At 67.2% G+C, this 22,236-nt stretch carries 16 protein-coding genes; 9 read left to right on the forward strand and 7 right to left on the reverse strand.

What is annotated here, in order from left to right:
• Positions 1-1,372: J domain-containing protein (locus NR810_RS24795; RefSeq protein ID WP_257455881.1), on the forward strand; the 1,372-nt coding region annotated here is incomplete at its 5' end.
• A gap of 27 nt (positions 1,373-1,399) precedes the next feature.
• Positions 1,400-2,152 (forward strand): CvpA family protein, encoded by a 753-nt coding sequence (locus NR810_RS24800; protein WP_257455882.1) that lies wholly within the window; start codon positions 1,400-1,402, stop codon positions 2,150-2,152.
• A gap of 12 nt (positions 2,153-2,164) precedes the next feature.
• Here NR810_RS24800 and clpX read toward each other — a convergent pair whose 3' ends face one another.
• Positions 2,165-3,238, reverse strand: a complete 1,074-nt coding sequence (clpX, locus tag NR810_RS24805; protein ID WP_257455883.1) for an ATP-dependent Clp protease ATP-binding subunit ClpX — start codon at positions 3,236-3,238, stop codon at positions 2,165-2,167.
• A gap of 226 nt (positions 3,239-3,464) precedes the next feature.
• On the opposite strand from clpX, the gene speA reads away from it, so the two are divergent.
• The 3 genes from speA (at position 3,465) to NR810_RS24820 (ending at position 8,567) form a co-directional block, all read left to right on the forward strand.
• Positions 3,465-5,480, forward strand: coding sequence for a biosynthetic arginine decarboxylase (speA, locus tag NR810_RS24810; RefSeq protein WP_257455886.1), 2,016 nt, complete (start codon positions 3,465-3,467; stop codon positions 5,478-5,480).
• A gap of 192 nt (positions 5,481-5,672) precedes the next feature.
• Positions 5,673-6,683 (forward strand): aminoglycoside phosphotransferase family protein, encoded by a 1,011-nt coding sequence (locus NR810_RS24815; RefSeq protein WP_257455887.1) that lies wholly within the window; start codon positions 5,673-5,675, stop codon positions 6,681-6,683.
• 93 nt (positions 6,684-6,776) lie between these two features.
• Positions 6,777-8,567 (forward strand): hypothetical protein, encoded by a 1,791-nt coding sequence (locus NR810_RS24820; RefSeq protein WP_257455888.1) that lies wholly within the window; start codon positions 6,777-6,779, stop codon positions 8,565-8,567.
• A gap of 51 nt (positions 8,568-8,618) precedes the next feature.
• Here NR810_RS24820 and NR810_RS24825 read toward each other — a convergent pair whose 3' ends face one another.
• Entirely contained in the window at positions 8,619-9,347 is a 729-nt protein-coding gene (locus NR810_RS24825; protein WP_257455890.1) for a hypothetical protein, read from the reverse strand.
• A gap of 183 nt (positions 9,348-9,530) precedes the next feature.
• Between NR810_RS24825 and NR810_RS24830 the strand changes: the two genes are divergently transcribed.
• Positions 9,531-10,844, forward strand: coding sequence for a hypothetical protein (locus NR810_RS24830; protein WP_257455891.1), 1,314 nt, complete (start codon positions 9,531-9,533; stop codon positions 10,842-10,844).
• A gap of 718 nt (positions 10,845-11,562) precedes the next feature.
• Here the strand turns inward: NR810_RS24830 and NR810_RS24835 are convergent.
• Positions 11,563-12,039, reverse strand: a complete 477-nt coding sequence (locus NR810_RS24835) for a hemerythrin domain-containing protein (protein WP_257455892.1) — start codon at positions 12,037-12,039, stop codon at positions 11,563-11,565.
• An 89-nt stretch (positions 12,040-12,128) separates the two neighbouring features.
• Complete coding sequence (locus NR810_RS24840) at positions 12,129-13,466, reverse strand: TAXI family TRAP transporter solute-binding subunit (protein ID WP_257455893.1); 1,338 nt, start codon at positions 13,464-13,466, stop codon at positions 12,129-12,131.
• Between the two features lie 257 nt (positions 13,467-13,723).
• Here NR810_RS24840 and NR810_RS24845 point away from each other — a divergent pair, with 257 nt between their 5' ends.
• Positions 13,724-15,085 (forward strand): family 16 glycosylhydrolase, encoded by a 1,362-nt coding sequence (locus NR810_RS24845; RefSeq protein ID WP_257455895.1) that lies wholly within the window; start codon positions 13,724-13,726, stop codon positions 15,083-15,085.
• A 3-nt stretch (positions 15,086-15,088) separates the two neighbouring features.
• On the opposite strand, the gene NR810_RS24850 is transcribed toward NR810_RS24845, so the two are convergent.
• Both NR810_RS24850 and NR810_RS24855 read right to left on the reverse strand, forming a co-directional pair.
• Positions 15,089-15,547: a hypothetical protein gene (locus NR810_RS24850; protein WP_257455896.1), complete on the reverse strand. Its 459-nt coding sequence runs from the start codon at positions 15,545-15,547 to the stop codon at positions 15,089-15,091.
• The gene (locus NR810_RS24855) at positions 15,544-16,086 is read right to left on the reverse strand and encodes a patatin-like phospholipase family protein (protein WP_257455898.1); all 543 of its coding nucleotides are present in this window, start codon (positions 16,084-16,086) and stop codon (positions 15,544-15,546) included. The genes NR810_RS24850 and NR810_RS24855 overlap by 4 nt, the downstream gene beginning before the upstream one ends.
• A 460-nt stretch (positions 16,087-16,546) precedes the next feature.
• Between NR810_RS24855 and NR810_RS24860 the strand changes: the two genes are divergently transcribed.
• Entirely contained in the window at positions 16,547-18,532 is a 1,986-nt protein-coding gene (locus tag NR810_RS24860) for a hypothetical protein (RefSeq protein ID WP_257455899.1), read from the forward strand.
• Positions 18,529-19,869 carry a hypothetical protein gene (locus tag NR810_RS24865; RefSeq protein WP_257455900.1) on the forward strand — a complete coding sequence of 447 codons (1,341 nt, stop codon included), beginning with the start codon at positions 18,529-18,531 and terminating at the stop codon, positions 19,867-19,869. The genes NR810_RS24860 and NR810_RS24865 overlap by 4 nt, the downstream gene beginning before the upstream one ends.
• Before the next feature lie 30 nt (positions 19,870-19,899).
• On the opposite strand, the gene NR810_RS24870 is transcribed toward NR810_RS24865, so the two are convergent.
• Positions 19,900-22,230, reverse strand: coding sequence for a hypothetical protein (locus tag NR810_RS24870; RefSeq protein ID WP_257455901.1), 2,331 nt, complete (start codon positions 22,228-22,230; stop codon positions 19,900-19,902).
• Positions 22,231-22,236: the final 6 nt, after the last annotated feature.

The raw sequence follows: 22,236 nt of genomic DNA on the forward strand, positions 1-22,236 counted from the left end.
CTCGCCCGCCGTGCCCCAGGCCCGCCCGCCCGTGTCCGGGGCCGCGCCGGCCGCCGCCCCCGCGCGGCCGTCGATGCCCGGCACCGCCGCTCAGCCCCCGGCGCGCCCGTCCGTGCCCGGCACGCCTCCGGCGAACGCCAGCGGCTCCAGTGTCCGCCCGGCCGCGCCTCCGCCCCCGCCCGCGACGCCCGGAGCGCCCGCGTCGGGAGTCCGTCCGCCTCCCCCTCCGCCCGCCGAGACGGTGCCCTTCGGCGTCCGTCAGGCAACACCTTCAGGGGTGCCCCCACGCCCGCCCGGGACTCCCTCGGGGACGCGCCCCACCGCCAGTGGGCTGCCCAACGTGGCGCCCGCGCGCCCTTCCGCCGCTGGCCCCGTCCCGGTGCCGCCCGCTCCGCCCGCGCCCGCCGCGGCCACGACGCCTCGCCCGCCCACGCTGTCTCCGGGCGCCATGCCTCCCACGAGTGGCGCTCCGGCCTCGGGGACGCGTCCTGTCGTCCGGCCCACCACGTCCCTCCCGGCCGTGGCGCCCGCGGGCACCGTACCCGTGCGTCCTCCCTCCGCGGCCAGGGTGGCCCCACCACCGCCGCCCGCGGCCGCGCTCCAGCCTCCTCCCCCTCCCATCCCCTCCATCGCCCCCGTGGCCCCGGCCATCGCGCCGCTCGTGCCCTCGGTGGCGCCGGTGGTTCCCCCCGTCGCGCCCGCGGTGGCCACGGCGCCACGCGCCTCCGGTGCGACGCCCGCCGCCCCGCCTCCAGCCCCCGGCGCGCCTCCTCCCCCTCCGGCCGCCGCCAAGGGCGTGGAGCTCGACGCCTCCCAGATGGCCGCGCTCACGGAGCGCTGCGCCCGACTGGACCAGATGGACTACTTCGAGGTCCTCATGGTGGAGCGGACGGCCACCCCCGCGGACATCAAGAAGGCCTTCTACCGGGAGAGCCGCGGGTACCACCCGGACCGCTACTTCCACCTGCAGAACAAGGAGCTCAAGGAGCGGGTCAACGAGCTCTACAAGCGCGTCACCGAGGCCTACTACGTGCTGCGGGACGACGCGAAGCGCCGGCAGTACACGGCGGACATCTCGGGCCCGGAGCGCGCCCAGAAGCTGCGCTTCACCGAGTCCTCCGAGGCCGAGACGCGCGCCGCCTCCAAGCGTCAGGTGGAGGAGCAGATCGGCGTGCACCCCAAGGGGCGCCAGTTCTACCAGACGGGCGCGGCGGACGCGGACGCGGGCCGCTGGGCCTCGGCCGAGCGCAACCTGAAGATGGCGCTCACCTATGAGCCAGCCAACACCCGCTACAAGGAGAAGCTGGCCGAGGTGCAGAAGGTTCTGCAAGAAGAGGCTCGCAAGCAGGGAGATGCCTTCAAGATCCGCTGACGGACACCCGGCGAGCGGGGGGAGCCCATGACCATTGATCTGATCATCCTGGGGCTGGTGCTCTTCTTCGCCGTGGTGGGCGCCCTCACGGGGGGCGCCAGGCAGATCGCCAACATGGTGGCGCTCGTGGTGGCGTGGTTCGTCTCGCGCAAGCTGGGCCCGTTCGTGGGGCCGAAGCTCGCGGAGGCGCTCGGCGACGTGCCGCTGCTCTTCGGCATCATCGTCGGCTCGCTGCTCATCTTCATCGGGGTGCTGGTGGCGGTCCGCTACGCGCTCACGTCCCTGCTCCAGCGGCTCTTCGGCGCCAGGAACCCGGAGAACCGGGGCGTGGATGGCGCCATCGGCTTCGTGCTCGGCGGAGCGAAGGTGGCGGCCATCTCCTACGTCGTGCTCAGCGCGCTCGTCTTCGCCGAGCGGAACGTGGTGGTGGCGGGCAAGCGCCTGGGCGTGTCCCCCAAGGACTCGCTGAGCTTCGGGCTGGCGCGGCGCTACAACGTCTTCGAGATGACGCAGTTCGCCGCGGTGAAGGACCTGGTCGCGGTGAGCCAGGTGGCGACGAACCCGGAGAAGGCCCGGCGCATGTCGGACGATCCGGCCTTCAAGTCGCTCAAACAGGACCCGCGCTTCCAGCGGGCCCTGTCGGACAAGCGCCTGCGCGAGGCGATGGAGCGAGGCGACACGCAGGCGGTGCTGCGCAGCAACCTCGTCCTCCAGCTCCTGCAGGATCCACAGTTCGTGGCCCGGCTCGGGGCCGCGGCGCGGGCCTCCGAGCGCGAGTAGCCTCCCCTGGCCTCAGACTCCCAGGCTGGCGCCCGCCTCCAGGCCCGACAGGCGGGCCCGGACGAAGCCATCGTCCACGGTGATGTCGCGGCGGCGGTGCTCCGGGGCCTCGAACATCACGTCCGCCATGACGTGCTCGAGGATGGAGCGCAGGCCGCGAGCCCCCAGGCCCTTGTCCACGGAGAAGCGCACCACCTCACGCAGGGCGCCCTCGGTGATCTCCAGCTCGATGCCGTCCAGCCCCAGCAACTCCCGGAACTCCCGGACGATGGAGTCCGGGGGCTCGGTGAGCACGCGCAGCAGCTCCGGCTCGCCGAGCAGGTCCAACTGCACCACCACCGGCAGACGTCCGAGGAACTCGGCGAGCATGCCGAAGTCCACCAGCTGCTTGGTGGTGATGCGCCGGCGCACCTTCGAGGTCTCCTGGGCGCCGAAGCCCAGGGGCCGCGAGTCGACGTTGCCGCCGTACTCGTGCAGGTCCGAGAAGGTGCCCGCGCAGATGAAGAGGATGTCCCGGGTGTCGATGGGCACGAAGTCACCGCGATTCCACGCCTGCGTGACATTCATGGGGACGAAGACCTCGCGGCCCTCGAGCAGCTTGAGGAGCGCTTGCTGAACTCCCTCGCCGCCGATGTCCCGGCTGCCCGCCCCGTTGCGCGCCCCCTGGGAGCGCCGGGCGATCTTGTCCACCTCGTCGATGAAGATGATGCCCCGCTGGGTGTCCTCGACGGAGTGGTTGGCCTTGAACAGCAGGTCGGCCACCATCACCTCCACGTCCTTCCCGTAGTAACCGGCCTCCGTGTACTCGGTGGCGTCCACGGTGGTGAACGGGACGGAGAGGATCTCCGCCAGGTTGCGGGCGATGTGCGTCTTCCCGCTTCCCGTGGGCCCGATGAGCAGGATGTTGGACTTCTTGAGCAGCGAGGTTCGTCGCATCCGGCGCGCCTGGACGCGCTTGAGATGGTTGTGGGCGGCGATGGCCACGGCCCGCTTGGCCGCGTCCTGCCCGATGACGAACCTGTCGAGCCGCTCGTAGATCTCCCTCGGGGTCATCAACGGTGAGTCCCTGCGTGCGGATGACTCCATGTACCCTCCCCTTGGTTCCATACGGGCTCTCGGACCTCCTTGGGGGAAGGGTAGGAATCCGATGGAGGACAGCCCACCCATGGTGGAGGGAAGGGGGGAGCGGCGGGGTCCGTCCGCCTGCCTGCCCCTCAACCAGGAGTTGAATGGCGGGGGGATTCCCGATACTTCCCGCGTCAATCGTTGTTGCAGCAAGTCCACCCCCTAGCCCGGGAGAGCAGGAACGCCGATGCCACCGAACACCCCTCCGCACCGCTGGACCATCGCCGACGCCCAAGAGACGTACGGTATCCGCAACTGGGGCTCGCCCTACTTCGGCGTCAACGAGAAGGGTCACGTGTGCGTCCACCCGGACGGTCCCTCGGCTCCGAACATGGACCTGAAGGAGCTGGTGGACGAGGTGCGGCGCCGGGGCATCGGCCTGCCGTTGCTGATCCGTTTCACGGACGTGCTGCGCCACCGGGTGATCCACCTGAACCAGGCGTTCCGCAAGGCCATCGCCGAGCACAACTACAAGGGCCTGTACCAGGGGGTGTACCCCATCAAGGTGAACCAGCACCGGTACGTGGCGGAGACCATCGTCGAGACCGGCAAGCAGTTCGGCTACGGCCTGGAGGCCGGGAGCAAGCCGGAGCTGCTGGCGGTGATGGCGCTGCTGGACCAGGAGGACGCGCTCGTCATCTGCAACGGCTACAAGGACGAGGAGTACGTCGAGACGGCGCTGCGCTTCTCGCGCCTGGGCCGCAAGGTCATCCTCGTGGTGGAGAAGCCCTCGGAGCTGCCGCTCATCGCCGAGGTGGCGCGCAAGACGGGGATTCAACCGCGGCTGGGCATGCGGGTGAAGCTGTCCACGCGCGGGGCCGGCAAGTGGGAGGCCTCGGGCGGAGACCGCTCCAAGTTCGGCCTGTCGTCCTCGGAGCTGATGAGCGCCATCGGCTTCATGAAGGAGACGGGACTGATTCCGTGCTTCGAGCTGCTGCACTTCCACCTGGGGAGCCAGATCTCCAACATCCGCAACGTGAAGAACGCGCTGCGCGAGGTGGGCCGCTTCTACGTGGAGGTGGCACGCCTGGGGGCTCCGCTGAAGTACCTGGACGTGGGCGGCGGCCTGGGCGTGGACTACGACGGCTCGCAGACGAACTTCACGTCGTCCATGAACTACACCACGGAGGAGTACGCCAACGACGTGGTGTTCTCCGTGATGGAGGCGTGTGACAGCGCGGGCGTGGCGCACCCCAACCTGGTGTCCGAGTCGGGCCGCGCCGTGGTGGCGCACCACGCGGTGCTGGTGGTGGACGTGCTGGGCACCAGCGAGTTCGATCCGGTGAGCGTGCCGGAGAAGGCGGACGAGAAGTGGCCTTCCGTGGTGCGCAACCTGCTGGCCACCTTCAAGGACGTGACGAACAAGAACCTGCTGGAGGCCTACCACGACGCCCAGGACTACAAGGAGGAGACCCTGACGCTCTTCTCCCTGGGGCACCTGTCGCTGGAGCAGCGGGTGATGGCGGAGAACATCTTCTGGGCGATCTGCCACAAGATCATGCGCATCGCGCGTGAGTCGGGCGAGATTCCCGAGGAGCTCGAGGCGCTGGAGAAGCAGCTGTCGGACACCTACTTCTGCAACTTCTCGGTGTTCCAGTCGCTGCCAGACTCGTGGGCGATCGATCAGCTCTTCCCCATCATGCCCATCCACCGGCTCAACGAGCGGCCGTCGCGGCAGGCGGTGCTGGCGGACATCACGTGTGACTCGGACGGGAAGATCGATCACTTCATCGACAAGCGCGAGGTGAAGGACGCGCTCGAGCTGCACCCGCTCAACAACGACGACTACTACCTGGGCATCTTCCTGGTGGGCGCGTACCAGGAGATTCTGGGAGACCTGCACAACCTCTTCGGAGACACGCACGCGGTGCAGGTGTCGCTGGCGCCGAACGGGGGTTACCTGATCGACCACGTGGTGGAGGGCGACACGGTGACCGAGGTGCTCAACTACGTGAGCTACAACAAGGACGACCTGGTGGCGAAGCTGCGCAAGTCCACCGAGGTGGCGCTGCGCAACGGCCGGCTGTCGCTGGACGAGTCGCGCCAGCTGCTGCGCGTGTACGAGGAAGGCCTGACGGGCTACACGTACCTGGAGCGCGAGGTGGACGCGTCCTTCGTCGCGGGCCACGGGCAGCAGCTGCGCCTGGTGCCGCAGGACGCGGGCTCGCCCGGCAAGGCCCCCGTCCCGCCCACCGGCACCTGAGCCAGACGTCGCTCGAATCGCTGAACCCCGAGAGCCCCGCGCACCTCCAGGTGCCGCGGGGCTCTCTCTTTCTCATCATCCGGGTGACCTCGGTGACCCTCACCTCCGAGCAGATGAGCGCCCCCGTGGGCTCGAGCTCCACCTCCGAGTCCACTCCGTGCGAAGAGAGCTTCCTGGCATATAAGCCTCCGCATGAAGATCGAAGACATTCAGCCAGAGTGGCTCACGGAACTTCTTCGGGCCGGGGGCTCCCTGCCTTCGGGAGCCGTGGCCGCGGTGCAGGTGAACCGCTCATCTCGTCATTTCTCCACGGTGGCGCAGTTGCAGGTCCAGTACACCGCCGACGCGCCTTCCACCGCGCCCACGGCCCTGTTCCTGAAGAGCAGCAACCGTCTCTCGGAGCTGGTGTTCCACGCCGAAGTGCAGCCCACGCTGCGAGACGCCCCCGCGCTTCGCTGCCTGGGCAGCCGGGTGGATCAGGAGGAGACCTGGCTGCTCTTCGACGACATGAGCGGGACGCATCTATCAATCCCCGAGCACCTGCCACCTACCCGGGCCGTCTATGAGCAGATGGTGGACTGCCTGGCGGGGCTGCATGTCCAGCGCTGGGAGGACGCTCGGATGCGCGAGCGGTTCGCCACCCGGAATGGGGATCCGTCCTACGGCTTCCTCTTCAAGCAGACGCTGGGGGCCTTTGGTGCGTTCGTGGACGCTCTGGCGGATCGCCTCTCCGACGAACGCCGCGCGCTCTACGAGCGGGTGCTCGCGGTCTGGCCTCGCATGTGCCTGGAGCGAATCCAGCAAGGACGCGGCGTGACCATGCTCCACGGCGACGCCCATCCGTGGAACTTCATGCTCCCCCGGCCAGGTCAGGCGGGGAGGCTCTTCCTGGCCGACTGGGCGGACTGGCGCTTCGACTCAGGCACCCAGGATCTGGCCTTCCTCGTCTCGCTGCCCTGCTTCCCGGAGCAGCGCGCGCGGATGGAGCAGGAGCTGGTGCGGCGCTACTGCCAGCGTCTGAATGAAGGCGGCGTGCGTTACAGCTGGGAGGAGTGCTGGCTCGATTACCGCAAGTCGGTGATTGGCAACCTGCTCTTTCCGGTGTTCTGGTGGTCGCTCGGCAGCCCCAGCAGCATCTGGTGGCCCAACCTGGAGCGGGCGGTGCTCGCGTTCCAGGAGCTGGGCTGTGAGGAACTGCTCTGAACGAAGGGAAATGACCACTGCCCCGTGCTCCCCTGTCAGGGATGGAGGGGACGTGCCGTGAGAAGCACGTCCACACATCCAGGAGCACACGACATGCACAGAGATTCCAGTAGATGGGGCACCTTCCCGGGGTGGTCTCCAGTCCAACGACTCGGATTGACCGTGGGACTGGTGGCGGCCGGAGCTTCGGCTCTGCTGCCCCAGGAGAGCCGCGCGCAGCAGGCCCCGCCGCCCAACATCATGTTCCTGCTGGACAACCATGAGTCCATGCAGGAGTACCCCCAGTACCTGCCCGAGGCCTTCACGCCGGGTTATTACCCCACGCCCATCAATCCCGGTCCCGGAGACCTCGGAGGGAACGGCCTGGCCGGGCATGCCATCAACACGGGTTGCTCGGACCCGGCCCTGGTCGACGCGATGAGCTGGTTCAACAAGAACAGCCCCGATCCGCGGCTCAATGGGTCCATTCCCTACGACAGCGATCCGAACTTCGGGACGACGCCTCAGTTCTTCGACCCGAACCTCTTCCTTGCTTCGCGCGGCTGGCGTCTCGCTCAGGATTCGCAGGAGCAACCCGCCTCGCTCAGATCCTACTTCAACGCCACGTACGGCTTCTCGGACGCGTTCGCGGCCTGCTGGAACCAACTGGGTTGGAAGACGGAGTACTACGATTCACCCCTGATCAAGGAGTGCCAGAAGTGCCTGGTCACCCAGGGCTGGTGGCGGGGCCCGATCGTGACGGACATCTGGGCCGAGGGTCCGCATCAGCGGCTCGACCAGTACCCGCTGCCTCCCGAGGCCTATCGCAAGTGGGTGGTCAGCGGCCGCGTCCTCAACGTGCGTCCGCCCCGATTCGTGGTGGCGCGCAAGGTCCTCAAGGATGTCATCGCCACCGCGAGCCACGTCCGCATGGGCGTGGCCACCTTCGGCATGGGCCACGACTGGTTCGACCCGCCAGCGCTCCTCGAGCCGATGCGCCCGTCCTGCGACCAATCCCTTCCCACCGTCAACGAGACGGCGCTCGATCGGCCCAGGCTGATGCGCGCCGTCAATCAGACACAGTTCCGCAACACCGAGCGCTCCACCGGAGAGGCCCTGTTCGGCCTGGGCGGCTACTTCTCTTCACGAGCGGATATGCGGTGGGATCAGTGGTTCCACCAATGGCAACCCTTCAATCCCGGATGGGGTTGGCCGGGCTGCTGCAACGGCGGTACCTACGATGACCCGTATACGGGCAGGGAGGGTCGCTTCTGGGGCGCGATGCCGATCGAGTGGATCAAGAGCTCTTCCTATGAGCCGAATACAGGGGCGTACCTGCCAGGCCAACCCTTGGAGAACCTCGAGACCAGCAGGTCCGTCTGCACCGAGTCCCAGGTCAACTCGGTCATCGTCGTGACGGCGGGATCGCCCATGCAGGGGGACAACACGGTGCCCATCACCCGGATGATGGAGCTGCTCACAGCCGAGGGCGCGCAGCACCCGGACGGAACCCCGCTCGTGTTCAACCCGTCCGATCCCGAGAACAACCCGGACGTGGGAGGCATCAACTACTGCCATCTGTTCGAGAGGTACCCGGGCGTCTTCGCCACCAGGGCGGACTGTGACTACACCGAGTACAACTGGCCGCACGGCCTGGGGGTGGGCAACAAGAACTTCATGGATGACGTGGCGTTCTTCCTGTCTCACATGGATCTGCGTGGGGACCTGAGCGGCAGGCAGTCGGTGCGCACGTACGTCGTCGGCTACGGCGCCGACTATCCCATGCTCAAGAGCATGGCGTTGGCGGGCGAGGGCATGTTCTTCCGCGCGAACACGGACACCCAGTTGCGCGAAGCCCTCCTGCGGATGATTGGCTCACCCGCTCCCGCCAACTCCACTCCGTAACGGAGCACTCGCGGGCCAGGGGCGTGGAGTCACCGCTCCTCTGGCATCTCCTCAGCGGTCACGCAGCCAGACCCGCAGAGGACCGATGGGCTCGAAGCCCAGGGTGCACCACTCGGCCAGCTCGTCGCCGTGCTCGTAGCCCACGACCGGCACACCTGGACATGCCGCCACGACCTGGCCGAGCAGTTCCATGCGCAACGACCCGGGCGCGCCCTCCGCGAGGAACGTGTTCGACAGGCTCACGACGCCCGCGGCCAGGTACGCGATGGCCCCAGCCACGATGGAGCCCTCGAGATACGCGGCGAGGAACCTGACGCTCGCATCCTCGAGCAGGCCGGGACGGAACACGGCGAGCACGGGAGCCGCCCCGGTATTTCCCTGCGGGCGACTCCAGGCTGTTTCCCACGCGGTCAACCCGGCCACGTCACGTACCCGGGCCCAGCGCCCCCCGCTGGAGCAGGCGGGTGCCGGCACTGTCGGGGCGTAGTGGATCCACTGCGCGGAGAACAACTGCGTGAATCCCCGCGAAGCGAGGTCGAGCGTCGCGAAGCTGTCCTTGACCCCCCAGTGTCCCGGTAGGACGAGTGTGGAGATCTCATCCACCTGCCGGGACACTTCATCCGGCAGGAGCGTGACGACATTGGGGTAGAACGGCGGCACCTCGGCACGGTTCAGCCACAGCGCGCCCGCGAACTCGCCCGGGCGGCCATGGGCACGGCACACCGCGTCGCACCATGCCGCGTTGTTGGAAGCCGCGGCGACCACCAGGTCCCGAGTCATGACACGAGTGTAACCTACGCCGTGACTCGTGGGTGGCCCCTCCCGGGATGATGGCGAGCCTGGGAGCACGAGGTCGAGGAACATCTCCGCGCACTGGGATCCGCGGTGGACCCGGACTTCCGCCAGGCCCTGCTCGCCCCCTGAACTCGTCATTGCTAGAGTGACTTGAGGGGGGAGGACACAATGAGCGCAAGTCACCAACTCGAAGTCTCCGCGATCGACGAGAGCGGCAGCACGCTCTCACTGAGTTCCGCCAAGCTGAAGTCGGCGACAGCGATGGGCCTTCGCAAGGGCAGTGGAAGCGCCTTTGTCATCCCGCTGAGTGGCCTGAGCCCAGGGAAACACGAGTTGTGCCTCTCGTTCGCGGACCGCCCAGAGTTCGTTTTCCCTCTGTCCTTGGTCAAGGAGTCAACCGGATTGACTCCCAGGTTCGAGGGTGCTCCTCCTGTCTGTTGCCCGCGGATTGAGAAGAGTATTGACACCTCCGGGGGTGCGACAAAGCATGTATTCAATCTCACCTTCAGGCTGGCCAAATCCCATTCCGAGGTGCTCCTCGTCGCGGGCTGGGACTTCAGCGGGGGAGCGAACAACATCGCTTACTGTGAGAGCTATCGCGACGACCTCTACACTGGAACGACGTACAGGACTGGGGCGAAGGCGAACATCACGAAGAGGATCGGCGATGCCACGGTCGTGACCACCTTCGATTTCAAAACGGGCAACCGCTCAAGGGCAATGAAAGGCTCGTCCGGCTGGTTCGAAATGGATCGCGTCCTCCAAGGAACGGTCAAGACCCACCTCGGAAACTACAAGACCCCGGCGAATGTACAGAAGCGCTACCTCGACAATTCAATATCAATCAAACACGTTTATGATTATATCATTGAACTTGGGTCCAAGGCCCCCGGGGCCCTGAAGGAGTTCCACATCTTCTCGCATGCATGGGCCGGGGGACCCATTCTCGTCGAGACGTACGAGGCCCCTTTGTACGACGATGGGGGTGCACGAGCTGCTCAACGGGATCCGAACGACAAGGATCCTCGGCTCAAGGACTTCGATCCAATCAACATGCCGCGCCTGAAGGAATTCAAGGCCGCGTTCGCATCCGATGCCATTGCCAAGGTCTGGGGATGCATGGCGACGACCATCTATCGCAATCTCATCCGAGCCATCGCCCTGGCAAAAAGCGACACGGAGAAGATCTCTTTTGACTGGGTCTCGGGAAAGGAAACGCTCCCTGCTGGCGATGCGAAGAAGTACCTCCAACAGACCATCATGAGGAGCACCTACATGGCCCGGCTTTCCGCCGCTGTTGGTGGCGGCTTGAAAGTCTATGGAGCGCCTCCTGGAATGGGAGCAGATCTACGCTCGGTCCCTGCGGGCGGAAAGACCCACAATTACATGTACGTAAACAACTTCACCTACAAGCGTGAGTTCGACTTTCTGCGAAAGGCGCTTGGGACGGTGCCCGATGATACTGGTTACATCCTCTTCTGAGTTGGGCTGTGGAAGGCCTGGAGCACAGATTCGCGTTGGGCTCGTTGCCATCCTGCTCGCGGTATCCGCATGTTGGGAGCCCGCCTCCAACCCTCCGCCCACAGAATCAGGTGGGCCTCGGGCTGGCAACACGGCAGCAGGAGGACAGAAATTGGCTCCTCGAGAGGCACATCCCTCGCAGGAGACCGCCCTACCCAGCAGCCCGGACGCACGATCCTCCCAGCAGTCCGGGACAGCCACTGACCCAGCAAGGCTCCTCAAAACGGAAGCCACCCGTCTGGCGTCTGTCGAGCTGGTCTCGTGCCCGAGTGGCAAGGTGCAGGCAACGATGCCTCCGGCCATGCTGCGACAACTCCGGCAGGCCCTTTCCCGGGCCGAACTCGCGCAGGATGCGGCCTTGACGCCACCTCCCTGGGAGGCACTCCTCGCCTTGCGTTTCGAGGATGGTCGCACCGTATTCGGACAGCTGGTCCGCTCGGACATCCTGCGTCTGCGCTGGGAGCCGCAGTGCACTGGAACGAGGGCTCCAGAGCTACGGCTGGGCGAAGAAGCGATCTTCCTCTCTGGCTGGATCCAGGAGCACCTCGGACCAACCCAGGAGAAGGCGTACCAAGCGCCTAAAGGACTTCCGCCTCTGCCAGGCCGCTGATGGATGCCCTGGGTGACGCCAACAGCGCGCGTGGGCGGGGTCCGCTCATCGGACCCACCCGGGGGCGCTCTAGTGCGCGCCTTCCTGAATCTCGGACGAAAGGGTCGGAAGACCGCCTGGCTGGGTCAGCTCATTCATTCCCCGCACCAGGTCTTCGCCCAACCGCTCGATGCGCCCGGCGGAGAGGAGCCTCCGCACCAGGGGAAAGAGCATGGAGCGCTCCTCGGCCACGTGCGCTTCGACGGAGGTGCGGAGTTTGACCAGTGCGGGCTCGAACTGCATGTCGCTGACGTCGAGGTGGATCAACTGCGAGATCAACGCCTTGGCCTCGGCATGGTCATCAAAGGAGTGAATGACCAGATCCTCCGTCTCGGCCAGCTTCACCTCCGGGTAGAAGTACCGTTCCTCCAACTGCGTATGCAGGGTGAGCAGCCAGGCGAGGCGGTGGAACAACTGGGTCCGCTCCTCCCCTTTCGCCACCGCCACCTGCTGGAAAAGCAGCTCGGCTTCCTCGTGCTGCCGCGTCAAGAGCTCGATCGGGTCCATACCCGGGAGGCTCCGCATCGGAGCGGAGGCGGGCAAGCCGCTCATCCCTGAATGCCAGGCGGCCAGCCAGCCATGGCCACAGCGCGCCGTCAGCCGTGTTTCAGGTCCACCGGGGCCAGCGGAGTGCCCGCGGCCGAGAGCCGCTCCTCCAGCCGGTTGCGGATGTAGTCCACGTGCAGGCGCAGATCGTAGAACTCGTCCATGTAGCTCAGCGGCACCTTCACCCCGCCGATCTCATGATCGAGCTGCTCGAGGAGCTGTAGATCCTTGCGCACCTGCTCGGGGTCCGGCACGCCGCGCAGCCGCTCATCGATGACCCGCAGCCGCGCGTACCAGCGGTAGATGCGCGAACGGATGCTCCAGCGGTACACCGGCGGGGTGAGCCGCAGCAGCGGCAACAGCACCATGAAGAGGGGGATGAGCAGGACGACGAACCGGTTGATGAGCGCCGCGAGCCAGAAGGGCAGCACGCGCCGCAAGAAGTCCGGGCCGTGCGTCAGGTAGTACCGGGCCTGCTCGTTGACGGGCAGCTCGGTGAGCGTGTCATTGGGGAACGTCCCGGGCTCGCTGAGCAGATCCCCTCCTCGATGACTCTGGACCGCGGCCTCGGTCAGCAACGCGACCACGGCGGGATGCACGTCCTTGCGCGCCACCAGCACCGCCGCGGGCGCCACCAGCCGCACGTCCCGCTCCGGCAGGTTGCGCGCCAGATCCAACGAGCCGGGGTGCAACGTGACGGGAGACAGGTAGCGGAAACGGCGGGCATAGGACTGGGCCTGCTCGAAGCTCATCAGCCGCACCCCGGGCGTGGCCAGCAGCTCCGAGAGGAAGTGCGCGGTGGGCCCCACGACGAAGAGGGCCGCGTCGACCGAGCCCTCGCGCAGCGCCACCACGGCCTTGTCCCCTCCCATGTCGACGAGCGTGGTGCCGGACTTCTCCCCCAGTGCTCCGCCCGCCTTCAGCAGCTCCAGGGCCAACGGCCGCACGCCACTGCCCTCCGCTCCGACCGCGATGCGCTTGCCGGTCAATTGGTCGAGCCGCCCCAGTCCGGGCTCACCCCGGTAGAACACCCACACCGGCTCCAGATACAGGCTCGCCAGCGCGACCAGTCCCCGCCGCCGCTCCTTGTCGGCGGGCGCGGTGCCTCCCTGGACGATGGCGACGTCGACACCGGAGTCTGGATCACTCAGCAGCGAGTAGTTCTCGAGCGAGCCGGCTGTCTCCCGGACGACGAGCTCGATGCCCGCGGCCGCGAAGTGCTCGGCATACTGCAGGGCCACCGCGTGGTACATGCCGCTGGCGGAGCCGGTGGCGATGACGACCTTCTTCGGCGGGGCGGGCTCGACGAACTGCCACGTCACGGCCACCACCACCGCGAGCACCACGGCCACCAGCCCGGCCACGCGCACCATGTCCAGACGCGACATCAGCGTCCGAGGACCCACACTCCGTTCTGCCTGCACAGACCCTCCTTCAGCTCCGCCCATTCTAGCGCGCGGTCCCACACGCCCCCGCGCCTGGTTGCCCGACTGCATGGGAGGCAACGCCTCCAGTGGATCGGGTGACGTCCCCGTCACACGGCGAGGGTTCAGGCGACAACGCGGAGTGAGAATCCCGGCTCCGCTCTTCGTTTCTCACCCCTTGGTACAATCGCCGCCGCAAGCATCCCAAGGAAGCGCGACACATGGCTCGCAACACGAAGTGGGGGCTGTTGGCGATTGGCCTGACCCTGGCCGGCTGCGGTGGGAGTGGAAACACCGGAACGAACGGCGGAGGCAACACGGGCGGGAACAACCCCGGCGGGAACGACCCTGGAACGAACGGCGGAGGAAATCCCAGCGGCAACATCGGAGCCTCCCCTTCCATCGCCTGGATCGACGGTTACCCAGCCTTCGACGATACCTTCGATGCGTTCGATGCCACGCGCTGGCGCCGCTCGGACAACTGGGCCAGCAGCGAGGATTTCAACGCGGGCTGGCGCGAGGATCACGTGCGCTTCTCTGGCGGGAAGCTGGAGCTGCGGCTCGACGACCAGCCGTGCGCGTCGAATGGTGGGTGCTCGGGCCGGCCCTATGCCTCGGGCGAGTTCGCCTCCACCCGCTTCCATGGTTACGGGCGCTACGAGGTGCGGATGAAGCCCGCGCACGCCTCGGGCACGTTGACGGCGTTCGCCATCACCACGGGCCCGTTCGAATGGACGCGCTGGGATGAGATCGACATCGCGTTCGTCGGGCTCAACACCCGCCGCTTCCAGGCGAGCTACATCACCGACGGGCAGCGGCGTGACACGGGCATCGACCTGCCCTTCGACGCCGCGGACGACTTCCACACCTACGGCATCGAATGGACGCGCGAGGCCCTCCATTGGTACGTCGACGGCAAGCGCGTCCACACCGAGACGGGGGCTCGCGGGCCCCTGCCCTCGCAGCCCGGAAGGATCCTCGTGAACTTCTGGCCCGGCGTCGGTCCCTCGACCGAGTCCTGGATGGGCCGCTTCACCTACCCGGGGACGCCGCTGGCCTCCGTCTATGACGAGCTCCGTTACGGCCCGGCCGCGCCGACCGAGTTGCTGGAGGACTTCGAGACCTCCGGGCTCTGGAAGCAGGAGGACCCGGGTGCGCAGATGAGCACCTGGCACCAGGAGGGCCATCAGGGACAGGCGCTCGTGATGAGCTACTGGGTCAAGGACTCATCGCACCCGAACGTCGCGCGCACCTTCGACACACCCCGGGACTGGCGCGGAGCGCGCCATCTGAACTTCTGGTTCCGAGGCACCAACACCCAGGACTCCTTCCGCCTGGAGCTGCGCGACAACGGCGCCAGTGCCGGAACGGCGGAGCGCTTCGAGTACCGCTTCCAGGATGACTTCGTCGGGTGGAAGTGGGTGAGCGTGCCCCTGGGCGCCTTCACCCGGCGGACGGACTGGCAGCCCGCGGGCGCGCCCAATGACGGGCTCACCCTGTCGGCCGTGCACGGCCTCTCCTTCGAGCCCCTGAGTGGCAATGGCCACACCATCCTGCTCGACGACATCGAGTTGGAGCGCTGAGCGCTACGCGGAGGTCGCCACGCGAGCCGTCTTCGCGTCGAGGAACGCGAGGGTGGCGGCCCGCCCGTTGCTGACGAGCAGATCGATCTGCTGCGGCGTCAGGTCGAAGTCCGTCGTCGGGATGTTGGCGTTGTCGATGAAGACGGTGCGCTCGAGTGCCTTCTTGTCGAGGTGCAGCCGGGTGGACTCGCTCAGCATGAAGCTGAAGAGCCCCTTCACCATCCCCTCGATGTTGGAGATCTCGACCGGCAGGGGCGTCCAGTCGTGGCGCTCGGATTGGATTTGAGCGGCGGTGCCGAGGGAGAACCCGAGCGTCCGCATGTCGAGAGCGTTCGCCATGGCCGTCAGGATGGGACGTGAAGGCAGACCGATCACCGGCCGTTCGACGACGCCATCGAACAGGTCGATGGGGTAGTTCCACGACACACCGCCGTCGACGTAGATGTTGCCGCCGTGGTTCACCGCTTCGAAGAAGAACGGATGCTCATCGACATCCGGACGGCCAGGCTCACCGGGACATCGGGCGTTGACTCGGCGGAGAAGACCTCGGGCATCTGGCGGGACAGGTTGGTACTGACCGTGTAGAGCTCACGGAACACCCCGGGCTTCTGCGCGGCGAGCGTCCGGAGCTGGCCGAAGGTCATGTCCGGCTGGGCCTGGCCCGTGGCGCGCTCCGTCAGCATCGAGATCTGCTGGCGCAGCCACTTCTCGAACGCATCCCCCTTGTAGATGCCGTAGTGCGACAGCAGCCGCACGGCATCCCCGATGACCCACCCTCCGCCATCCATGAACGAGGAGAACGAGGTGTTGCGGAGGACGTGGTCCAGATCCTGGCTGGTGGCGCCCATCGCCAGCAGGGCTGCGGTGATCGACCCCGCCGAGGTGCCAGCGACGTAGTTGACGTGGCTCATCAGCCCGCGCTGCTCGAGCACGTCGATGGCGCCCACATAGGCGATTCCCTTCACCCCTCCCCCCTGAAACACGAGATGACGGATCATCATGACCGTTCCTCTTTCGTCGTCCGGGGCACGAGGGGAACCAGTTCCTCCTCGTTGCCCGGGTCCACGCATTCTACGAAAGCGGAGCGGACGCGCTGTGACCGCCCTCACATCCCTCCCCCAGGCCGCTCGTTCTGCCTGCACAGACCCGCCTTCAGGTCCGGCCATTCTAGCGTGCGGTCCCACACCCTCCCCCGCTCGGTTGCCCGATTGCATTGGAGGCAACTTCTTCTCGCCGTCGCGGACTGCGATGGCAGCATGGACAGCGCGCTCACCGCCGCTGGGGAGATGGGGCATGTCCAGCTTTGTGCATCACACGGAAGGCTCGAGGCGACACACGGCTCCGACGATTCGTGGACCAGGGTGTCACTTCGGCTCGCTCCTCCTGGTCATTGGGGCACTGGTGCAGCTGGGAGGATGCTCCACGAGCCATCCACGCGGGAGTCTGCTGGGCGGCGTTGGCATGCACTCGCGTTCCTCCGCGTTCCGCTCCAGTGCCGGGACGCAGCAGTCGACATCTTCTTCTGCGCTGGTGGACGTCGCGGGAGGAAGCGGCGGCTTCCCCGAGCAGATCGACCCGACCTCCAGCCAGGAGCTGCTCGGTCCCTTCCTGGAGTGCGCCTCGCCCGCGGAGCTCATCGAGCTCCAGCGCGGAGTAGACATGGTCCGGCTGGTGGAGGGGCTGGATGACTGGTCCGCTGTGCGGCTCGGCGCCCTGGGGCCTGTGCATGCGGGCGCCGACGCCCTCAACCGCAAGCGCGCCGCCTTCATTGTCACCGCCACCCGGGAGTATGGAGTCGCCCGGGCCGAGCTGTTCGCCCTCTTCATCGTCCACTCCGCCTTCGGCGACGACCTGCACCAGGTGCTTCTCCTTCTGGCCCGGGACAAGCAACTGGGGGAGACGTTGGGGCGAATGGACGCCGTGCGCGAGGCGCTGCGGCAGCGGGGATTGAATCTCTCGGACTACCAGGACCGCCCCGAGCGCCTCGGTGACATGGCACGGGGCCTGGCCAGCGCCGCCAACGAGGCCCTGTCCACCAGCGAGCTGCGCCAGGGAGCCCTGGTGATGAAGTACTCCGCGCAGCGCGGGCAACTGCCTCCGCCCTATCAGGAGTTGCTCGACGAGGTGGAGCGGGCGGAGATGGAGGCGGCCTTCTCGCCGGGCAACGTGTTGCTGGGTGGCTTCGACAGGCTGACGTTCGGCGTACCGGTGGGCTTCTACAACCTGGTGGCTGGCACGTGCCAGGGGGTGTACTCGCTGTCGCGGGGCCGGTACGAGCAGGCCACGCGCGAGCTGTCGGCCGCTGTGGTGTTGGTGTCCTTGTACGCAGGAGGCAAGGGCCTTCGCTACGTCGCCGAAACCAGGGGCACCTTGGGGACCCGGTGGATACGGGTGGGGCAACTCCAGGTGCCGGAGCTGGGATTCCCAGGACTGGCACAGGTGGCGGAGCGGCTGCTGAACCGGCTGGGAGGAGAGGGTGTCCGCGAGCTGGCCAGGTACATGCAAGCCAACCGTGAAGCGGCCTTGTTGGTGTACGAGGGGGGCGAGACGGGTGCCTTGGCCCTCTACGAGGCCCGGGGCGATGTGGCGCGGGCCCAGGCATGGTTGTCGGAAGCGAAGCCCGGGCGCGCGGGTCCCACTTCGACGAGGGCCGGTACTGGGAAGGGCCTCGGCGGCGCGGCATCCCTGGTGGACGAATCGGCGGGCCTCACCCGGGAGGTGGTGGAAGCCAGGTTCTCGCAGGTGGAGCTCGACTCCGAGGGTCCGCGCCTGTCCGGGAACGTGGCTGTCCTGGAGAAGCAGCGCCCCTCCCTTGATTCACCCCCACCGGGAGCACGAGGACACCCACTCTGGAGAGAGTACGTCGCCTATTGGGAAAACCGCTTCGCGGAGCTCCATGAACGCAAGGCAGTCAAGCCGCCCCTCGCATGGGGGGGCTACGAGCAGATGCGCGTGCTGTTCACCCGAGGGCTCGCATTCGAACGAGCCATGGTGGACCTGCTGCGCGCAGATGCGGCCCTCCCGCGCGCGCAACGTCGCCTCCTCAAGAACTTCAACCAGCCCCTCATCGAAACGTACGTGGGGGTCGCGAAGCCGACGACTCCTGTCATCCGATTCGCGGACGTGCTCGTCATCGAGAAGCAACCACCCGCGGGTCAGCCACCCCGCGTGGAGACCTTCAGCTTCAAGAGTCGCGATCTCAAGCTTCTCGAGGGCAGAGCCTTGGAAAGGCAGATGAGGGTGGATGCGAACGACGCTTTGCAGTACTACGGCGGGACGCTGGACATTCGCCGGCCCTCCCTCGGTCTTCGCGGCACGCAGGTGCAGGTCCAAAGGGTTTACCTCATCTATGAGGGTGGCTTGCTCACCCCGGACCCACGATTGTTGAAGAAGGCAGTGAACGCGGTTGAAGGAAACCTCCAGGGGGTAGAGGTGCTGTTCGAATGAAGGTGCTGAAGTTCCGGGACTTGAACGTGGAAGACCGTCTCAGGCTCTTTTTTGAGGGCTCGCTCGACCGTCAGCCAGCGCTCGAGCGCGAGTTGGAATCCTTCCTCCAGACACTCGAGAAGCACTCGGACCAATGGACGCCGGACATCGTCGAGGGCAAGCGGCGACGTAAGTACTCCCGCGCGGCTGTTTGGAAGACCCTGGAGGAGGAGCGCGACGCGTACGGTTCAATCATAGAGTTCCGTCGCACCGCACTACCTGCCCTGTTGCTGACGCTCGCGCTCCGGTCGTCGCGAGAGCCTCCAACCCTGGACATCAGCCTCGACGTGCAACCCCTCTCCTTCTTCGCGGAGGCGGAGCGCTGCAACCAATTGGTGGACATGGTCCGTGACTGGGCCTCCCACTACCCGGTCACTCATGCCTCGGCCCACAGCATGGCTGATGACCAGTTGTCAGGTGCTCCCAATTTCGGCCGCGACGACGAGACCACGCGGCGAGATGGATTCGACAAGGTCTACGAGGTGTTCTGGCTCAATGTCTTTGGCCCAAGATTGGTGGAGACCGTCGGCCGCGAACGAATGCTTTCCACACCGGCCCACCGGGTGGATGCGCTCCCCAACGGCTCCATCCTCCTGGTGACATGGCCCACTGCCACGGATTTCGCCTCCGAGGAAGCACGCAAGGCGCAGGCCCGGGCGCTCGTCCATCTCCGGCCGGACCTGGACTTCGGCACCGTATTGGGGACCCTTCGTGAACGCAGCGCCCTGCTTGCTCCCGTGGCGCCCCATTTCCACCCGGACGTGGCTCCGATCCTCGCGCGCGCGGTGGAGGGCTTCGCCATCAGTGAGCGCCAACGAAAGATCGCCGAGCTCAACGCCTGGCAACCGCCCGAGCCGGAGGAGTGGCGCCCCGCCGACGCCGCGCTGCCCACCGACGTGGAGAACCCAGCTCGCATCCTCGAGCACTATGGGTACCTCGCTGAACGCCTCGTGGCGCTCCTGCACTCCAACGTGCCCTCGATCTTCAAGGCGACCCCCGAGTCGCTCACGGACATCGACATCTACTTCTGGTCCGAGGACTTCCCGAAAACCCGTCTGCGAGAAGTCATCGACGAGCATGCGGTGCCGGCCGTGGGCGCGTACCTGGGCGAAGCGCTGGTGCGGAACCTGGGAGGGCGGTGGATACCGCGCCAGAAGCTCGAAGAGGCACAGGTCCTCGTCGGCAACCGCATCTGGTTCCCTTTCGTCCGGGCTCACCGCTACATGCGCTCCCGCCAGTCGCTACTGGACTACTCTCTCACGCAGCTCTACCGCGTGGCCGAGCGCCATCGCTCCTGAATGGACGCGCTGGGATGAGATCGACATCGCTCAGCGCCGGCGCCAGCTCATGATCCGGGCGAGGAACACCGTCCCGAAGACGAGCACCGTGAAGGCCGCGGTGTAGCCCAGGAAGACGAGCCACCCCGTGGTGGCGCCGGGGATGCCCACCGAGGGGCTCATGTCCTGGAACTGCGCGCCGGAGAAGAAGCCGCACGCCAGGCTCACCGGCAGGAAGACGAACACCAGGATGCCGACCATCCGGTCGAACTGATCCCTCTTGTACTGGTCCAGCTCCGAGGCCTGATCCCTCATGGCCTCCACCGTCTCCTGCAACCCGTGCAGCGAGTGCCAGGCGAGGTAGCGCGCATTGATGTCCGGATCCTCGCTCACGCGCGTATGCCACAACGAGTTGGTGAACAGCATCACGTCGGAGCGGACGCTGCGCGCGGGCCTCAGGTTCTGCCAGCGCGAGGTGCGGTAGCGCTGCTCCACCTCGGCCATGCGCCGGCTGGTCTCGAAGGCCGAGTACCGCTGGCCGATCGTCAACAGGAACAGGAGGAAGTCCCGATCGCACGCCAGCGGGCCGCGCTCCTCCTCCTCCAGGAGGAACTCGAGCCGCGCACCGCCCGTCGATGTCAGCCAGTGCTCCGTCTCCCCGGAGGCATCCCGGAGTACCCGACGGCTCAGGGCCGCGGCCTCGGAGGGCAGCTTCTCCAGGGTGGTCTCCGTCCCGGAGGCGAGCGCGTGGAAGAGCCCCTGCATGGAGCGCGAGTCATCCAGCATCGACGAGCGTCCCCGGGAGATCCGGTAGGCGCCGTAGACGAGCCACCGCTCCGGGCCCAGCGGCGCGAGCCAGGGAGGCAGCCATCGCAGGGGCTCGAGCTCCCACAGCTCCCGGCTCTCCACGAGCGCCGACTGCTCCTGCACGAGCGCGTACAGCGAGGTCTCCTCCTTCCGGGGCCGCTCCACCCAGACGACGACGAGCCGGTTCGGATAGACGGAGACGCGGACGGTGTGGCCCTCGGTGGGCTTCTCGTAGTGCAGCACGTCCGCTTCTTGCGTGGCACCCAGGAACGAGTTGACCACCGCGGGGTGGAAGGCCCCGCCCTGGTTGGAGAGATCGCAACGGCGGAAGCCCCGGGACACGAGCTCCGCGTCCGGCGCCGGGCCGCGCCACAGGAAGGGCCGGGCGAAGACGGTGTGCGCCCGGAGGACATGGACGTTGCGGCCCACGTTGAACCGGCTCCAGAGCGCCTCCCACAGCTCACGGCGGGACAGCCGGGTGCCCGAGTACGGAGCCGCCACCATCGTCGAGCGGCCCACGGGGCTGGCATAGCCATCCGAGTACCACGGGTCCGAGTAGTCGTTGGGCTGGCGCTCGAAGCGCCGCTTCCCCGTGGCCCGGGGCGTCCCATCCGGCAGCCGCGGCCCCTCGAGCTCGTCGAACCAACCCGCGAGGTCCGCGAGCGTCCCCGCGCGCTCGGGGGTGATGGAGAAGGAGTGCCACGCCCTGGCCTGCTCCTGCCGGGCGATGTGGATGGCCATGAAGTCGAAGCCCTGGCCGTAGTGGGTGTTCTCCGAGTCGCTGCGCGCGAGCAGCCGGAGGACGGTGACGTCCTGGAAGGAGGACAGGAAGAGCGCGTCCACCCGGCGCACGGACGCGTCCTTCCCCTCGCCGATCGGGATGTCGAGCTGCACACGCTGGGCGCGCGATAGCTCGGCGCGGTACAGGAGCGCATCCGCCTTGAGGCGCCGGGAGATGACCGGAGGGATGAGCGTCTCGGACAGCTTCGCCAGTTCCGCGGGGAGGCGCACCGTCCGCAGCACGGAGGCCATCAGCTCCAGCACCTCGCGAGCGGGGCGGCCGTCCTGCTGCGAGGGCCAGAGCTTCAGGGCCGCGTAGAACACCGTGCCCAGGGCCCGCTCGTAGTCGCCCACCGTCTCGGTGTGGCCCTGCTCCCACTCGGCCAGGTACGCGCCGAGCGCGTCGGCGCCCTCGGGCCAGTCCTGGTGGAGGAGCCGGTACACGGCGAGCAGGGAGGCACACACGACGTCGAGCGTCGGCTCGTGGACGCGCAGGGTGAGGGGCGCGAGCGAGCCCTCCGGCTGGCCCTGGCGCAGCTCCGCGGAGAGGGCGTCGAGCTCGGCGGCGGAGTGGAGGACGGCCTCGGTCGTGGAGCGCACCGAGCGCCGGGTCCACTGAGGCAGCTTCCACGCCAGCATGCGCGGGTGGGGCGGCAGGGCCTCGGCTCGCGAGCCCACGCTGATGAACAGCTCGCGCGGACCGGGCTCGTCTCCGGGCCTGGGCTTGGTGGGGGTCCACGCCACCTGCCCCTCCCCCACCAACGCCTCCACCACCTGTCGCAACTTGGAATCCATGGGGGG

Source organism: Archangium lipolyticum, from assembly GCF_024623785.1.
Taxonomy (GTDB): Bacteria; Myxococcota; Myxococcia; order Myxococcales; family Myxococcaceae; genus Archangium; species Archangium lipolyticum.

Coding starts and splice junctions, on each gene's coding strand:
- NR810_RS24800 (WP_257455882.1), top strand. CDS start 1,400: ATGACCATTGATCTGATCATCCTGGGGCTGGTGCTCTTCTTCGCCGTG.
- clpX (WP_257455883.1), bottom strand. CDS start 3,238: ATGGAGTCATCCGCACGCAGGGACTCACCGTTGATGACCCCGAGGGAG.
- speA (WP_257455886.1), top strand. CDS start 3,465: ATGCCACCGAACACCCCTCCGCACCGCTGGACCATCGCCGACGCCCAA.
- NR810_RS24815 (WP_257455887.1), top strand. CDS start 5,673: ATGAAGATCGAAGACATTCAGCCAGAGTGGCTCACGGAACTTCTTCGG.
- NR810_RS24820 (WP_257455888.1), top strand. CDS start 6,777: ATGCACAGAGATTCCAGTAGATGGGGCACCTTCCCGGGGTGGTCTCCA.
- NR810_RS24825 (WP_257455890.1), bottom strand. CDS start 9,347: ATGACTCGGGACCTGGTGGTCGCCGCGGCTTCCAACAACGCGGCATGG.
- NR810_RS24830 (WP_257455891.1), top strand. CDS start 9,531: ATGAGCGCAAGTCACCAACTCGAAGTCTCCGCGATCGACGAGAGCGGC.
- NR810_RS24835 (WP_257455892.1), bottom strand. CDS start 12,039: ATGGACCCGATCGAGCTCTTGACGCGGCAGCACGAGGAAGCCGAGCTG.
- NR810_RS24840 (WP_257455893.1), bottom strand. CDS start 13,466: ATGTCGCGTCTGGACATGGTGCGCGTGGCCGGGCTGGTGGCCGTGGTG.
- NR810_RS24845 (WP_257455895.1), top strand. CDS start 13,724: ATGGCTCGCAACACGAAGTGGGGGCTGTTGGCGATTGGCCTGACCCTG.
- NR810_RS24855 (WP_257455898.1), bottom strand. CDS start 16,086: ATGATGATCCGTCATCTCGTGTTTCAGGGGGGAGGGGTGAAGGGAATC.
- NR810_RS24860 (WP_257455899.1), top strand. CDS start 16,547: ATGCACTCGCGTTCCTCCGCGTTCCGCTCCAGTGCCGGGACGCAGCAG.
- NR810_RS24865 (WP_257455900.1), top strand. CDS start 18,529: ATGAAGGTGCTGAAGTTCCGGGACTTGAACGTGGAAGACCGTCTCAGG.
- NR810_RS24870 (WP_257455901.1), bottom strand. CDS start 22,230: ATGGATTCCAAGTTGCGACAGGTGGTGGAGGCGTTGGTGGGGGAGGGG.